This is a genomic window from Paenibacillus sp. H1-7, assembly GCF_022354825.1.
Lineage (GTDB): Bacteria > Bacillota > Bacilli > Paenibacillales > NBRC-103111 > Paenibacillus_S.
Map to the genome: position 1 here is coordinate 5,240,181 of NZ_CP031168.1, position 15,574 is coordinate 5,255,754.

General features: G+C 49.5%; 12 protein-coding genes. 4 read left to right on the forward strand and 8 right to left on the reverse strand.

Translation table 11 applies throughout. From position 1 onward, the window contains the following. Nucleotides 1-666, reverse strand: coding sequence for a VOC family protein (locus DVH26_RS23070; RefSeq protein WP_239625855.1), 666 nt, complete (start codon nt 664-666; stop codon nt 1-3). A gap of 32 nt (nt 667-698) precedes the next feature. On the opposite strand from DVH26_RS23070, the gene DVH26_RS23075 reads away from it, so the two are divergent. Then, the gene (locus DVH26_RS23075) at nt 699-2,141 is read left to right on the forward strand and encodes a YobA family protein (protein ID WP_239625857.1); all 1,443 of its coding nucleotides are present in this window, start codon (nt 699-701) and stop codon (nt 2,139-2,141) included. A gap of 74 nt (nt 2,142-2,215) precedes the next feature. Here the strand turns inward: DVH26_RS23075 and DVH26_RS23080 are convergent, their stop codons facing one another. Next, nucleotides 2,216-3,112: a DUF4261 domain-containing protein gene (locus DVH26_RS23080; protein ID WP_239625859.1), complete on the reverse strand. Its 897-nt coding sequence runs from the start codon at nt 3,110-3,112 to the stop codon at nt 2,216-2,218. Between the two features lie 49 nt (nt 3,113-3,161). After that, on the reverse strand, nt 3,162-4,049 hold the full coding sequence (locus tag DVH26_RS23085) for a YwqG family protein (RefSeq protein ID WP_239625861.1): 888 nt from the start codon (nt 4,047-4,049) through the stop codon (nt 3,162-3,164). Between the two features lie 421 nt (nt 4,050-4,470). Here DVH26_RS23085 and DVH26_RS23090 point away from each other — a divergent pair, with 421 nt between their 5' ends. Both DVH26_RS23090 and DVH26_RS23095 read left to right on the forward strand, forming a co-directional pair. Next, nucleotides 4,471-5,346, forward strand: coding sequence for a DMT family transporter (locus tag DVH26_RS23090; protein WP_239625863.1), 876 nt, complete (start codon nt 4,471-4,473; stop codon nt 5,344-5,346). Nucleotides 5,347-5,517: 171 nt separating this feature from the next. After that, nucleotides 5,518-6,888 (forward strand): phospholipase D-like domain-containing protein, encoded by a 1,371-nt coding sequence (locus DVH26_RS23095; RefSeq protein WP_239625865.1) that lies wholly within the window; start codon nt 5,518-5,520, stop codon nt 6,886-6,888. Between the two features lie 345 nt (nt 6,889-7,233). Here the strand turns inward: DVH26_RS23095 and DVH26_RS23100 are convergent, their stop codons facing one another. The 3 genes from DVH26_RS23100 to DVH26_RS23110 all read right to left on the reverse strand — a co-directional run bounded on the left by DVH26_RS23100 (nt 7,234) and on the right by DVH26_RS23110 (nt 11,011). Next, nucleotides 7,234-8,022 (reverse strand): SGNH/GDSL hydrolase family protein, encoded by a 789-nt coding sequence (locus DVH26_RS23100; protein ID WP_239625867.1) that lies wholly within the window; start codon nt 8,020-8,022, stop codon nt 7,234-7,236. A 191-nt stretch (nt 8,023-8,213) separates the two neighbouring features. Continuing rightward, nucleotides 8,214-9,965 carry a pectate lyase gene (gene pelA, locus DVH26_RS23105; protein WP_239625868.1) on the reverse strand — a complete coding sequence of 584 codons (1,752 nt, stop codon included), beginning with the start codon at nt 9,963-9,965 and terminating at the stop codon, nt 8,214-8,216. 209 nt (nt 9,966-10,174) lie between these two features. Continuing rightward, nucleotides 10,175-11,011: a phytanoyl-CoA dioxygenase family protein gene (locus DVH26_RS23110; RefSeq protein WP_239625870.1), complete on the reverse strand. Its 837-nt coding sequence runs from the start codon at nt 11,009-11,011 to the stop codon at nt 10,175-10,177. Between the two features lie 148 nt (nt 11,012-11,159). On the opposite strand from DVH26_RS23110, the gene DVH26_RS23115 reads away from it, so the two are divergent. After that, the gene (locus DVH26_RS23115) at nt 11,160-12,059 is read left to right on the forward strand and encodes an AraC family transcriptional regulator (protein ID WP_239625872.1); all 900 of its coding nucleotides are present in this window, start codon (nt 11,160-11,162) and stop codon (nt 12,057-12,059) included. 7 nt (nt 12,060-12,066) lie between these two features. Here DVH26_RS23115 and DVH26_RS23120 read toward each other — a convergent pair whose 3' ends face one another. After that, nucleotides 12,067-13,740: a response regulator transcription factor gene (locus DVH26_RS23120; RefSeq protein WP_239625874.1), complete on the reverse strand. Its 1,674-nt coding sequence runs from the start codon at nt 13,738-13,740 to the stop codon at nt 12,067-12,069. A gap of 12 nt (nt 13,741-13,752) precedes the next feature. Next, complete coding sequence (locus DVH26_RS23125; RefSeq protein WP_239625876.1) at nt 13,753-15,489, reverse strand: sensor histidine kinase; 1,737 nt, start codon at nt 15,487-15,489, stop codon at nt 13,753-13,755. Nucleotides 15,490-15,574 lie beyond the last annotated feature (85 nt).

Here is a 15,574-nt window from a genome sequence, read left to right on the forward strand (position 1 = left end):
CTACCTCGTACCATACCATGGAACATCCGGCGGGTCTTGAATGAAGCCCAGCATATTCCCCCAAGGATCATAAAACTTCAAAAATCTCCAGTGCCCTTTAGGATCCTCCTTTGCGGGAACAAATTTGACGATTCTGGCTCCTTCTTCCAGCAGCTTCTCATGAATGGAGTCAATTTGAAACGTTTTAAACATAATAACAGGCATTTCTTCCTCATTCTTCATGAAATTGGCTTTTGATGTGACATCGTTTGTTTTCCATAGCATGATGTTCCCTCGGCCCACACCGGCAAACCATGCATCCGCTTCCAATTTAGGCAGCTTACCCTCGACGCCAAGGATCTTCTTATACCACTCAGCTGCTTCAAGGAGATTGCCTGCTATCGGTATTTGTACGTGATCGATCGAAAAAATCGGTTTCTCCAAAGCTGCAGCAAGTACTTGTTCTGTTTGTTCCGTTGACATATTGCCACCCTCCAAACATGATTGATGATTGCTCATTAATAATACCGTACATATGTTCTTTTGTAAATATTTTCCTTTGCTGCGATCCGGTAAGTAATCCTGCCCGAATTCATACGGCCAACCAGTTCTTCCTTCCATAAACAACGCAACTTTTTCTTCTGTCAGGTGTCTAATGGATTGGAAAGGAGTGGTAATTGTTGCCAAAATCTAATGCATTCATGCAGCCCTATTGCATTATGATGACAATGTTTATTGCTGTTTTGATCATGTCCATTGTTTACAATACAGAAGCACAAGCAGACGGGAGTTGGAGCGAACAGCAAGGCAAGCTGACCTTGCTGGCCGATACTCCTTTTTATGATGAAAAGACCGAAGACAACAAGCCTGCTGCCGTTATATCGGCGTTTCAATCCGTTCAAGTAGTTACACCAAGCGAGGGGCAGTTGCTCTCAATGAATCCCTCCGATAAGGAGTGGTATCTCGTAAAAACCTGGCTAGGCTACAAATGGATACGAAACGGGCCTTCCGTCGTAAAACAGGAGTATCATCCCGTCTTTTTTGAAGTTATTTTTAACGAGATAGAAGACCTTTACAATTTCCCGGCAGAGGATCAAACCACCGGAGGAAAGCTCTCTCCACAGAAAGTAACGGCTATCGGCCAGCTTTTTACTTGCAATAAGGTACAATCGGATCCCGCCCAAGCAGCTACAGATCATTGCCGAATGTGGTACCTCATACAAACCTACCTGGGGGACAAATGGATTTCCCCGACTGAAGCAGCTGAGCATTACGAGAGTAAGGATGCCGTTGCGGCTTTTACGCCCTCAGCTTCGATCCTTCAGAACAAACTCAGTTCCAGCATACGTGATCTTGAGCCTATACTTGCCAGGGGTTCATTGGAGCCCGTTTCATTTCATATCGAAAATGGGATCGCCCGATTTGAAGTGCGCAAGCTTTACCGGCACCGCGATGAATTGAACGATCAGGAAACGGAAGCGCTGAAGAACGAAATATTCAAAGAGCTCGGAGGCTCTTTCCCCCTTTCAATTACAACGTATGCCCTTGCTGACAAGGCGGATCTAAGAGGAAACATTGTCTCGATTGATGCAGCGGGAAACCGTGTGCTGGTAGTTAATTACGATAAAAGGACCGGATTGGAAATTTCTTCTCCTAAGGCTAGCTGGATTCGGCTTGTCGCCGATACGAGCGTCCACAGAACCGGGCATGATTCGCAGCTCAGCTTGCATGATCTTAAGACGGGTCAGACCGTAGAAGTTTGGACTGCGAAGTTTACATTGTTAACTTATCCAGGACAGACAACCGGTTACGAGATCGCTATTGTTGATGAAGCAAAGCCTGGCGAAGAAGGAATCCCCTTGGGCACCATACTGGATGTTGACTTAGCCCGCATCGATACAATAGAATTGGAATTTAAAGTAGGAAAGCCACTCGTTATTCATGATCCTAGTATCATCCAAGCCATCGCCGAAAGAATGCAGCGTATCCGTTTGCTAGCAGCAGATCTATATCCGTTATCGGACAATCAGCCGTACATCATGACGCTGCATCAAGCCGATAAGAAAGCCGTCTATAACGCGCATCTTGTCCTTCAGCAGCTTCCTTACAGCCCCAACTCTCTAACCGCCGATCTGGATGACTACATACTAAAGCTGAGATAAGGCTCATGCAGCACAAAAAAGGAACAACGGGATCACCCGTTGTTCCTTTTTTATAGCATCCTGCCCATTCTCGCTTATCCTTGTTTTCCTGCGTAATTAAGCTCACCCGGATCGATATCGATCACAACGCGGCGCGGAGCCGCCAATGCGTATTGATGCTCGCAGCGCCAACGCATATCTTCTGTAAATCCGACGGTCTCGCCATCAGCGATCACATCCCCTTGTCGGAACAAATAGTAAGCGATATCCGTTAATGGTCCGACCATCTCGTTAGGCTCAAGATCATAGAAATGACACTGGACGTCCGGTATGCCGAGTGCCGCGAGCCCGATGGAATCCATTAAGCCTTCCCGCCGGCCGCTTCCCGTTCCTTCGACATTATAGAAACGGACGTTCATGGCACCATACAGGATAGCCCCTTCATCGATTTGAGCCAAATACTCTTTAGGCTCGACCAGCTTATCGCTCTCCCGAAAATAGATTGCATCGCACGGAGCTGCCTCCAGAACCGCCCGAAGCGCGCCGGTGAACAACTGCAATCTGGATTGCGGCTCAAGCCCTGAAGCCATCATGTCGACTAACAGCAGCGAATGGCTGCACTCATTCAACGTCTCCTCCGCTTCCTGCCAATGCCAGGCTTGCTGAATTGCTGTACCATACTCACTAGCCTGACGATGCTCGATGTTCATTAAGCTGGTTTGTGCGGGCATTTCTCCTTCCGCATAGGTTACCATATAATTCAAATGAAAGAAGTGCAGCAGATTATCCTGATCCGCGTCATTGGACTCCCATACCGCAAGTCCCGCTTCATCAACTTGCCGCTCTTCCTGCTTCCCTAGTTTCCCTGTGTACAGCTCCATCTTTTGATACAAGGCATTCCGATCGAGCTGCGGCTGCTGCCTATATTTCAATTCGACGGCATACACTCTTGCAAAGCCGAAATCTTTTTCTTCCTGAAGCAATTCCTCCATGTCTCTCCAAGCTCCTCATCTGCTCTTATCCTAATCTGCCTGCTCACGCTCAGCTTGAGTAAAGCGAGCAATATGTGCGGTCAAACCGTCCTGCCAGCAAATCCTCCTTGCGAATGAAAAATTGCAGTACCCCGGCATCCCACCAGCAAAACCCTATCTCCTGATCCGACTCAAGCTCCAGAAGCATCAGTGTATCTTGAATTTCTTGTTTGGCTTTAGTCTCATCTCCGGCAAAATGAGCGATGAGATGTTTCAGCGCCTCGGTTTTGCTATAGCTGTAGTTGGCGCCTGTCAATAGCATCAGGGCCGCCTCGTATTCACTATCGTCATGTTGACCCATAGGATAACCGAATAATCGGGCAACCTCACCTTTTCCGGCTCCGCTGATCGCAAAGCTCAAATCCTCGTACTCTTCGTAGCCCACCGTCTCATTCTCGATCTGTTCATAATCGACATAAGCATAGTTAGGCGGTTCAAGTGAAGGACTGGCGATAACCCTGAATCCGTTATACGAACCCTCCAAGGCCGTCACTTCCGGTGAAATCCGCCGCTCGGCAGAACCGAGCTGATCCTCAGGCACAACTAACACACGGTGTTCGATATTGTAAGCCGGCTCGTCTATTCCTACAAAAAAATAGAGCATTCCGTTAGCCGGAAGCGGCGATGATTCGTCATAATCGGTTACTTCTCTCAAATGGAGTTGAGCAAGAAATGTCATAGGGATGCCGTCGCTTGTCATCGGCCACTTCACTTGGCTCGGTAAATCAGGGTCTCCACCGACTCTGGACTCGCAAGAGCTAACATAGTCTGCAGCCCCGTCTTTCGTTAACCGGATGGTGGATCGGGTATTCTCGATGATATATTGGGAGGCATGGGCGAATCCGTGCTCCACAATTAAGCTCTCCAGTTGGATTCTCTGATGTTCATTCCAATTCACTGTTAACCTCCCACACGTTTCAATATCTTTATTTTAAAAGATTCTTCCATCTGCTTCCATAATTCCTTGTACCTAGGTCAAAGCAACCAATTGGACTAGGCCGGACATGCAATGCAATACCATGGGCATGGTTGGAATATTATAGTAAGTACAAAATCTATTTAGAAGTTGTTGATACTATCGGATATAATAGAATGTATTGCAACTTGTACATCCAAGTCCATTTTGCCTACTTTATTTCTAGGAGGGTAACCATGGTTAACTTTATAGCTCCTCCAGTAATGCCTTAACAGTAGAATCTGCTGTCAAGGTACTTACTGCAATTTGCTAGTCCTTTCCGTAGATTCTACTGTATGCATGCAAGCGGCCGAGAACATCTCATTGCCAGCACATCATATAAGTAGAAGGCGGGAATAACCCAATGAAAGAAAAATTGTATTTCATATTGTCGATGATCATCTTCGGTGCAGTCGGAGTGTTTGCTAAGTTTATTGATATGGCTTCAAGTGAAATAGCTTTATTCATGAGTCTTATCGGCGGCTTGCTATTGCTCATCATCAGCATCTGCACGAAGCATACATTCTCTTGGAATAGGATCAAATCCAATATCATTGCTCTCTTCTTGGCAAGTTTCGCATTATGCGGCAACTGGATCTTTCTTTTTCAATCCTACAAGGAAACGACCATAGCCAATGCTGCGTTAAGCTATTATTTTGCTCCTGTTGTGGTCATCATGCTGTCGCCTCTTGTACTGAAAGAAAAGCTTTCATTCCAAAAAGTGAGTTGTGTCGCAGCCGCTCTGTTCGGTTTGTATCTCATTTTGCCAAACGGCGAACTGGAAGCTGATGAGCATCATCTGCTCGGTATCTTCTATGGACTGATTGCTGCGGTCTTTTACGCCGTCCTAACCCTAGTTAACAAATTTATCCGTAACTTGCATGGGTTGGAGAACACTTTGATCCAGCTAGTATTATCACTTGTCCTGCTATTGCCTTATGTTATTTATACAGGGGGCTTTACGTTATTTCAGTTGGATGGAGATTCTGTTCTTTTGATGCTGCTTTTGGGGATTCTTCACGGGGGAATAGGATTCTACCTGTTTTTTACAGGAATGAGCGGTCTCAAAGGGCAAAGCATTGCCATCTTAAGCTATATCGATCCGCTAACTTCATTGTTTATTTCAGCCATAGTTTTGGATGAAAAGATGTCAGTACTGCAATTGATCGGCGCTGCCTTGTTGTTGGGCTCAACGTTTGTCGGTGAAGTCAGCATCAAAAGGAAAGATCGCAGCAGGTAAAAAAAGCTTTTGTTTAGAGCTGATCCGCAGCTCTAGGTCAGGCTCAGTAAGCTGGCGTCCGTTACTAACGGCGTCAGCTTTTTGTGCTGCAAGCATTACAAAATATTAACCTTTTTCCAGCCAAGGCCATGATACTATGACCTTATCTTGTTTAGCTAAGGAGGATCCCCTATGCTTACTTTACAGTCGCATATCCCCTATCTTGAATCCCGTTCCTACCCCGTGCGATACGGGAATGCCGTCCATCCGCTAGTAGACAGCGCTCCGACCTTTAGACGCATCTGTGAGGCTATTGAAAATGCGCAGCAACGTGTCTGGCTCTCGGTTACTTTCATGGCGCCGGATTTCCAGATGCCTGATGGCCGCGGTACCATACTGGATGTGCTGGATCGAGCGGCAGCGCGCGGACTGGACGTCCGGCTTCTCTCCTGGCGTCCTAACCCCGAGAGCAGCGGTTACGGACAAGCCTTTGCAGGCACCAAGGCAGACCGGGAAATGCTGGCGTCACGGGGATCGCGTTTTCGCGCTCGTTGGGATCGAGCACACGGTTACTATTGTCAGCATCAAAAAATTTGGCTTATCGATGCAGGCTTGCCATCCGAGACGGCCTTTGTCGGAGGAATTAATCCGACCTTCAAGACCTTCGAGCCCGGTCATATTGGAGAAAATCAACGCCACGACATTTATGTCGAAGTGACGGGACCGTCTGCGACGGATGTTCACCATAACTTCGTCCAAAGATGGAACGAATCCAGCGAGAGACATGAAGCCGATGGGGTCTGGGGCCATACCGGCGAGGATGAGCTGCCCTTTCCAACTCTAATATCCGCTCCTCGAGGAAGCACGCCGGTACAAATACAGCGGAATATTTATGCGGGTCGCTATCACAGCAGTCATCCTGCTCCCGGAGGGGACCCGTATCCTCTTGCTGAAGGCGAGCACTCGGTTTCTGAGCAGTATCTGAAGGCGATTGATGCCGCTCGCAGCACCATCTATATCGAGAACCAGGCGCTTCCCATTCCGGAGATCGCTGCCAGGCTGGAAGAAGCTCTGAAGCGAGGCGTCGACATAGTTCTGCTTGTTCCTGCCGATCCCGAGGAGCATGTTCGTGCAGCGCGCAGGAATCCGGAACGCAAAAGTTTTTTCGAGCCTATAGAGGCGCTCGGCCGCTATGAGAACTTTACTTTGGCAGGAATTGCCGGTCCGGACGGCCAAGGCGGACGAAGCAGCATTTACGTTCATGCCAAAGTTATGCTGATAGACGACGTGTGGATGACTATCGGCTCGTGCAACCTGCATTCGAACTCGTTCTTCGGCCACTCGGAAATGAACGCGGCGATATGGGATGAGGGAGCGGTGCGCAAATTCCGCCGGCAGCTTTTGACCGAGCATCTGGACCAGGATACCGGACATTTGGAAGATCGCGCTGCTCTGCAGCTTTACCGGAAAGTTGCAGAGGAAAACCGCCTAAAAGCAGAACGCGGAGACTTTCACTGGCAGGGACTAGCTTTTAGACTGGAACCGACAGCTTATGGTGAATAATTAATTGTACGGCATCTTGAACCATGATGGTTTAAGGTGCCGTATGAATTATCTTCTAAAAGCACGGACGATTGGGGTCAGGGAGATATCCGCAGAACGGAACGATTCTCTCTTGGAGGCGTCGCCAATACAGCCATTCCATACGTCTTCATACCCATCTTCTCCGTTCTTACTCATCAAAAGAAAAGAATATTTCTATATTTTCCCATTCTATCAGTTCAATTAATGGATTGCTACTTTTCCAGCTGCAGATTCCAAGGTGGGTAATAATCCCTCACTGCAGGCAGAAAAAAATAGGCAGCCTCCTTAACGGCTGCCTATAATAAGTATGAAGCGGGCACCAAGCTAATCCCGCCGCTGCGGCTGACCACTCTTCTCACTGCTTGATTTTACAGCCTCCGGATTTGTGTCGACACGCTGACCGGATATTTTCCTGGCAACCACGTCAGCAATAGCGCGGTACCCTGCCTCATTCGGATGGATGGTATCCTGCATGAACGGATGCTCCGGCCGTACCTGACGTCCGAATACAAGGCTCGGGATATCGAGTATATCCACGCGCGGATCATAATTCCGGAAGCTTTGGTATACGTTCCACAGCTGATCAGAGTACAGCTGGGCCTTTTCTTCTATTTTATCCAGCTGGATATAGCTCCACCGGTTCACGGACAGGAACGGATTCGGTATTCGAAGCAGTACCACGCCGCGAGTTTCCTTCAAGAGCCTGTCCACGGCGAGCTTCAGATCAGCTTGGATAAGCTCGGGACTGCTTTCCCTAATGTCGTTAATCCCATAGGATACGATATACAAGTCAGCCTGGTCTTGAATCACGCGATCAAGCGTGTTGCCGTGAGAAGCGATTTGGTTCACAAAATGATGCAGCGTGTTGCCGCTGGAGCCTCGATTGCGGATATGCGCCCCTTCCAATAGGCCTCCAGGCGCTCCATAGATGGTGGCCAGCTGGTCATAGAGTCCATCCGCCGCTTCGGTTGTGCTGTCGCCGACGAAATCGATCAGCTTGCCTGATTTGGGGATTTGATAAAACTTCTCAATCGACGCGGCAGGCTCCGCGGAGGACGAATAAGGAAGCAGCAATGTCAAGATTACGGTGAATGCCAAGCATCGTCTCCACATGCTATGAATCATCCTGAACTGTCCTTTCTTGGTAAAAGTTGCGATGTCATTTGTTTCCTCATGTACTAAGGTTCCCTGCTGGAGTCACTTCATACCAAGCATGATGTGTTTGTACAAATCCTATCTTTCCTAGCTGTAGCCGCAAAAAAAGCTGCCGGTTGCCGACAGCTTTTATCGAACCAATTTATTTTTTACGGATTCGCTGTACCTTTAGTCGGCACGGCCTGCAATGTGACCGGAACCGCAGCGTTCCCGGCAGCATCAACCGCCGTAATCGTAATGTCGTTCATCCCCGGATGAAGCTGGATCGGCGCAGACGTAAAGACCCGTTTGTCATCCACTTGCGCACGGATACTATTGACGCGTACCTCCGCCCTCTCGTTTACAGTCCCGCCAAGTATCCAAGGTGTTATGTCAATATTATAGTGATTGCCTGTCTTTTTGCCGATCGGCTGAAGCGAAATCTCCGGTGCCATTGCATCTTCGACTCTCTTCATATCTCCGACATTCAGCGATTGACCATCGGCTGTTTGCGAGCTGTTACCTACAACCTTCACATAGACACGATTCTCAAAATAGCCGATAGTATTTGCCGTCTTCAGCAAATTCAGCGGCCAGGAGCCTCCCCAGCTATAGCCGTTACGGCGCTCAGCCTCGATCTCCAAAATATTATGCTTGATGATACCGTCCCGTCCAGAGAAAATAGGCAGGTTCGTTCCAATTTCATAAAAGCGGTACCATGAGGTGCTCGCGGGGTCCGGAACGAAATACACATTGTTCTTATCGCCGGAAACATACTTGATCCCGCTAAGCTTATTAGCGTCAAACCATTGTAAAGCGCTCTGGATGGCTGCGCTCACTTCCGGAGTTTGATTAGGCTGCGCCATCAAATACTTGACGATCTCCACCGATTCGGACCCGGAAATCGACGGATGCTCGTAAGCTCGCGCCTCCCGCGGCTCGTAGGTGACCGGATCATGCTGTGCGCACCATGCAGTGAGCACGCCATTTGCCGAAATCTGTGATTTCAGAATATAATCCAATCCGCGGTCCAAACTTTCCTGCAGCTTGCTCACCGACTCATTCGCTACAATGTCGCTGTTAAACGGATAATCCCGTTTCTTCGCCATCGTAAGGACATTCATTACACGCATCATCGCATTATCGTTATATGTGACATAATCGGAGTAATTGCCACGCGCCGGATACACTTGCGGCCAGCCTCCGCTCGGATATTGCATCGTCAGAAGAAACTCCAGCCCTCTGTTCACAGCTTCCTTATAGCGGGCATCGCCTGTCTGCTTATACATGGCGGAGAGGAACAGAATTTCATTCGTAGTGGCATTATTGTCGATAGTGCCGATATCCTTGCCTTCTTTGGTCCGCCAATCGGACTTGGCTTCCTGACCGTCCCAAGCACGTCCGTATTTATCGTTCATACCGTACTTGTACCAGCCGCCTTCCGCCGTTTGCCACGTAAGCAGGAAATCCGCCTGCTGAATATCTTTGGCTGCGTCACCCGAGTAATAGGCTGCCTTCTGAAATGGCACGCTTTTCGGATTCTCCTTCACCGGTCTCGTGATGGTAGCGTCCGGATTCATGGCTTCTTGGGTTTCCAGAACAACTGTTGTTCTTCCCTGTGCATCCGTCTCCTCTGACGCATTCACAACTGTAAACGCTTTCGTAAAACTCGGATTTAAAGTGTACCAGTCTCCCATAGCCGCCTGCAGCTCTAGATCGGCTGGATTAAAGCTGCTCAGCTTGCCGTTTAAAGTCACTTTTACTTTCGTCGGCGCGATAGCTTCTGCCTTGACGATCTTCGGTGCTTCGGCTGCGAAAACGTTGGATCCCGTAGTAACCGGTTGGGCGGAAAGCATCAGCATTCCGAGCGAACACATCGCTGTAAGCAAAACTCGCTTCTTGATTGGTTTCGACAACATCATTAAACCTCCTAGACAATAGTATGAACCGCAGCAAAGAATTGGTTGCCTTGCCTTGTCAGCCGCTAAACCTGATAAGGCCGCCCTCTCATTGTAATGGATAATTCAGATGAAATTCTTGCCATAAATTTGTTCATTCCTGCCATTTATTTAATATATTTGTCCATTTATTCAAAATGAAAAGCCGCTCCGAGGAGCGACTTTATTCATTATTACATGCCTTCAGCCTGCGAAGCCGGATAGACTACAGGAAAATGCGGACCTTGCAGAACAGCTCCCGGTTCCACTTCAATATAATTGTTCATGACATGATTGCCGACCGGTTCGTATCGCGTATACCCGGGCATATAATGAACGGCTATCGCACGCCGCTTGCGTTCGGATCGGTTGTGCGGACTTCCATGCCAAGTCATGGAATGATGATAGCCGACCTGGCCTTTCTTTATTTCAAAAGGTACCGCGTTGATCTCCGCATCGGGCGGAAGCAGTTCAGGCCGCCGGTGGACCGGCATAAAATTGGCGTCGGCGGCCAAATAAGGCTGGTGGTTGCCCCAGCGATGGCTGCCCGGCACCATCCACATGCAGCCGTTCTCTATGGTGGCATCGTCCAAGGCTACCCAGGCGCTTACCAAATCCGGCGGCTGAATGATCGGCCACAACGGATGATCCTGGTGCCATCGGGTCGGCCCGCCGATAACCGGCGGCTTGTATTGGATCTGATCGTGCCAGATGCGCACGGTGTCGGTGTCGCACAGCTGAGCGATTTCCTCGCAGATGACGGAATTAGCGGCATGGCGGTAAAAAGCGTCGCTGGCCATCCAGATGTTAACAATTTGAATGACCGTACCGGTTGTGGACATTTTCATTCCATAATCCGGATTTTTGTCATTGAGCAGATCTCTTTGAAGCGCCGGCTTTTTCACGGACTTTCCGTCGATAACAGCGTCCAGCTCCTCGCGAAGCACCTCTACCTCATTTTCACTTAATACCACATCGCCTTTGATGAACCCGTTGATGCGAAACTGCTCGATCTGCTCTGACGTCAACATTCGATAATCCCACCTTTTCTTGATATTGGTTGTTGATTTATAATTGAATTATAAGCCCCGGCAGCTGCAAAATCGTTACAGTTTCCACGGCACAATTTGCACTTTTCACAGATTTCAATGCCTGTTATCCCACGAGGGGGTTCCATTAATGAGCAAACCGTTTATGCATTTGGGTGAGCTGTCTTTGCTTCAGCCGACAGTCCATTTCATACGCATCACCCGTTCGAAGCCCGGTCAATCATGGGGACCCCGGACGATATCCGATTGCCACTTGATCTATATGCTCTCAGGGGAAGCAACTGCAGTAGTTGGTGATCAAAAGTGGAGACTGCAACCGGAGCAATGTCTTTTCTACGGAACTGACAGTGTGTCGGAGATCGTGGCTTCGGAATCGGATCCTGCCGCTTTTTACAGCCTTCACTTCGACTGGAACGCACCGACCCCGGCGCCGATGTCCGAGCCGCAGCTGCTGGCGGGCATCAGCAAAAGCACGCACAACGACCTTGGGAGCCCTGCGCTCACCTACCAAGTTCATGTTCCTCCGCACGGCTTGATCACGATACCCCACTATTTCCGCTTTCCCGGTGCCGAGTCTATACTCGAGCTAATCAAGCGGGAATTCGATGCTCAGGAGCCGGGCTTTGAATTGGCGCTGCGCGGCTTGATGGGACGCCTCATTGCGGTGTGGGTCCGTCTGCAAATAATGCACTCCGAACTAAACGAAGAAAATAAAAAAATCGCCCCGGCGCTCAAAGCTGTGGAACAACAGCCTGAAGCGGATTGGACGATCGGTGCGTTGGCGGAGCTATGCGGTTACCATCCGCACTATTTTGCGGAAATCTTCAAGGAGGCAGTGGGAATGACACCTAAAGCTTATCTCATCGGCCTGCGAATGAAACGAGCGAAGCTGGTTCTTCTGGAGGAAGAAACGATCGAGCAGGCTGCTTTTAGAATGGGATACCGAAGCCTGCATTATTTTTGCCGCCACTTCAAGGAGGAAACCGGACTCACTCCGTCCGAGTTCAAGAAGCAGTTTCGCGACCTGTAGCTTCCGTCTAATTGACATGGCGCTCCCGGTACTCTTGCGGGGTCAGCAGCATCTCTTTCTTGAACACCTTCGAAAAGTAATACGACGTTTCAAAGCCGACCTGGACGGCAACCTCATGAATTTTTAGGTGGGTGTGAACGAGCAGCTCTTTAGCTTTATTTAAGCGAACAGTTTTGATGTAATCCGAGAGACGCATTCCCATCGATTGTTTATACAACCGGGATAAATAAGCGGGATGCAAGGCTACGAGATCGGCCAGCACGTCGAGGGACAAATTGTCCGCAAGATGCTGCTCGATGTACTGATTTACCGATGTGAGAATTCGGCCTGTTCGATTACGCTGCTCATGTCCCTTCACCGAAAACAGCAGGTCTGCAAGCTTGGTGAAATAGGTCTCCGCCTCTTCCCACGATTGAAAGCAGCGTTTGCCCAGCAGCGGCTCCATATTCATTCGCTCAGACAGGGTCTGCATCAGCTCCGATTGATTGATATGCGATAAATAGGCGGCAATTAGCGCATGCTGAAGCTCGATGACATAAGGGTGGTAATCGGAATTTGCCAAGCAGGAATGTGCGAGTTCGGTTATCTCTTTGTACAATTCTGCAAACGGTTCCTTATCCCCGCTCTCCAAGCAGGTTTGAAGCTGCTTCACTTTTCTCAAATGGAGGACGACTTCCTGCTTGATCCTCCCCATTCCGTGAGCGCCGCCGCCACCATGTAAGGACTGCGAATCTTGCTCCGACACGATGATTCCATCCCCCGGTCCGAGCCCCATCCACAACGACTGCTGCAGCTTAACATACTGCACGGGGACGTCCAGCCAATCTACAGGAGCGCTGCTGACTGATAATGAAATCGGCAGCTTCATCAGCTTCTCATAGGTCGACTGGATATCCGACATCGTTCCCTGAACGAAGGTCACGCACGCTCTCCACTCCGCCTCCCCGATTTCACCCTTATTGTTCTTCGGTTGAATAAACCATACAAAGTTGGATGTAGGAAAAGAGCAAATCATATGCTTCGTCGAATCCAGATACTCGACCGCGATATTTTCCAGCGCATAATGCAGCAGCGATTTGTCGGTCGGGCGCGTGCCGTCCGGCCACTGATCGATGCGTCCGGCGACCAGCATGACCTTGGCATGGCGGGTCAAGGGAAAATAAAGCTCCTGGAACCGTTCCGAAGTCACTTGGCTTCGCGGCATCTCCCCTTGCAGCAGGCTCCACAAATATTCCTTCTGGAGCATGGGTCTTGCCGCTTGCAGCTGCTGCTCCGCACGGTACATATATTGCTCCAGCACCATCTCGTTTTGCAAGCTGGTTAATGCTTTATTCACTGCAGCGATAATGGCGTCATCCTCTTCAATTTTCAGAATAAAATCAAACGCGCCGTTGCGCATCGCTTGCTGAATATAGTCAAAATCATTATAGCCTGTCAAAAAGATCACCTTGCAGCGGGGCCATAGCTTGTTAATTTTTGCTTGCAGCTCCAAGCCGGTGATGCCGGGCATATGAATATCCGTGAGCACGATATGGATCTTGGTCGACTCGATGATCGACAGAGCTTCCGGCGCGGAATAAGCGCGATACACCTCCAGCTCGACGAGACGCCAGTCCAGCAATTGCTCATACAGCATATTGACGATCCTGGGTTCGTCATCAACGATTAGAATATGATACATGGGCGTACCTCCTTAATCCATGGGAATGATCAGCTCCACCTTCAGTCCGCAGCCGGGAGCATTCGTCAGCTGAAGCGCGCTCAGGCCGCCGAACCGCAGCTTCAATCGGCGGTGCACGTTAACCAGGCCCGTCGTTTCCATGTCCTCGCCTAGCTTCGCCAGTTTCCGGTTCAGGTCGGCAAAGCCTTCTTCATTCAACCCTTCCCCGTTATCTTGAACGGTTATAACCAAGCAGCGGTCATCCCGGCAGCCGAAGCTCACGTTCAATAAGCCGTCTCTTACTTTATTGCGCATGCCGTGCTCGTATACATTTTCCACAACGGGCTGCAGGATGAGTCTGGGAACTCGGAGATGCTCGAACTGCGCAGGCAGCTCGTCGAACTCGGCACGGATTCTTTCTTCAAACCGGAAATTCTGGATCTGCACATAGGTTCGGGCATAATTGACCTCCTCTAGCAGGATCACCTCGTCAATATGCGTTTTCGTAATAAACCGGAAATAAGAGCCCAAATAGCCGGAAAGCCGGTTAATGTTGTCATATTCCTCATATTTGGCCATGCGGGACAGAACAAAAAAACTGTTATACAAAAAATGCGGGCTAATTTGCGATTGAAGCTGGCGAAGCTCCGATATGTTCGCGCGGTACTTCTGCTCGACGACCTCATGAATTAACTCGTTGATACGTTTTACCATAACGTTGAATTGCTTATATAAGTAGTGAAACTCATCGGAGCGGTCCTGTTTGATGCTCACGGACAGATTGCCGCTCTCCACGCTTTGAAACGCGCGGACGAGCTGTCTCATCGGCTGATGAATTTGCCGGAAGATCCAGTAAGAGAATACGAAGATGACGAGCAGCGAAATGCCGGAAAGCTTCCAGAACCATTCCCGGTACCGGTGCTGGGACCCGAGCATCTCGGCCTCCGGCATATACATAAGCAGCGTAATCCCCAAGCTCGGGGACGACTCGTAAGAGATCCAGTAGCGCTCACGGTTCAATTCGACGACACGGAAGCTTCCTTCGGCAGACTCGGTCGGAGTCAGCTCGATCAGCGGTTTAATGGATTCAGCCATCTCGGCGTCCGGATCGCTGGATACGGTCCAAGCGCCCCCTTTTCCGATGACCATAGCCCCGCCGCTCCCGTCGATCTTTAGCCTGCTCAGCACTTCGGTGAGCTCTGGCTGAGATAGCTCGGCGCTCAACAGAAAGATCGGATCGACCTTGTTAATCAGCGCCAAATCCGAATAAGGGAAGCTGATAAACAGTCGGTCCCGCCAATAGACAAACGGATTGCTCAGCTCCTTGCTCGCCGCCTTCAGCGCCTCGTACTGCTCGGCTGGAAGCTTATCATACAGGGTGAGCGAGGAAATCATCCTGTCCTCTGAGGGAAGGAACGCGGTAGTTTCTGCTATGTAGATGCTGGAATTCATCATCGCCTTCATTCTCGTGTTGACAGAATAGACGGCTTCCCGGAACTCGATGTCGCTAATGATCGACGCGGCTGTGCTCAGCTTCCGCAAATCCTTATCGTTGACGAATTCCTTTTGCATATGGACGATGCGGTTAAATTCATTCTCCAGCAGCCTTATATAGAAATGAACGCGCGATTGCATGGAATTTTCGACTTCTTTTCGGACCGTTTGCTCTCCGAATTCATTCATTTTCATGCTGATAATATAGATCGGCGCTATGACAATCAGAAAGGTGAATATCAGCTTCGGATAGATGCTCAACAGCTTGGTCCGCAACACCAACGCCTCCTTTATGCCATAGCGATTCGACAAAAAACAGGAATGTCCTTTTCCTTGGAAAGGACACTCCCGGACTTAACGA

Bases quoted from the DNA above. Each gene is read 5' to 3' on its own strand.
- DVH26_RS23100 (WP_239625867.1), bottom strand. From the start codon at position 8,022: ATGTGGAGACGATGCTTGGCATTCACCGTAATCTTGACATTGCTGCTT.
- DVH26_RS23090 (WP_239625863.1), top strand. From the start codon at position 4,471: ATGAAAGAAAAATTGTATTTCATATTGTCGATGATCATCTTCGGTGCA.
- DVH26_RS23110 (WP_239625870.1), bottom strand. From the start codon at position 11,011: ATGTTGACGTCAGAGCAGATCGAGCAGTTTCGCATCAACGGGTTCATC.
- DVH26_RS23120 (WP_239625874.1), bottom strand. From the start codon at position 13,740: ATGTATCATATTCTAATCGTTGATGACGAACCCAGGATCGTCAATATG.
- DVH26_RS23075 (WP_239625857.1), top strand. From the start codon at position 699: ATGATGACAATGTTTATTGCTGTTTTGATCATGTCCATTGTTTACAAT.
- DVH26_RS23095 (WP_239625865.1), top strand. From the start codon at position 5,518: ATGCTTACTTTACAGTCGCATATCCCCTATCTTGAATCCCGTTCCTAC.
- DVH26_RS23080 (WP_239625859.1), bottom strand. From the start codon at position 3,112: ATGGAGGAATTGCTTCAGGAAGAAAAAGATTTCGGCTTTGCAAGAGTG.
- pelA (WP_239625868.1), bottom strand. From the start codon at position 9,965: ATGATGTTGTCGAAACCAATCAAGAAGCGAGTTTTGCTTACAGCGATG.
- DVH26_RS23115 (WP_239625872.1), top strand. From the start codon at position 11,160: ATGAGCAAACCGTTTATGCATTTGGGTGAGCTGTCTTTGCTTCAGCCG.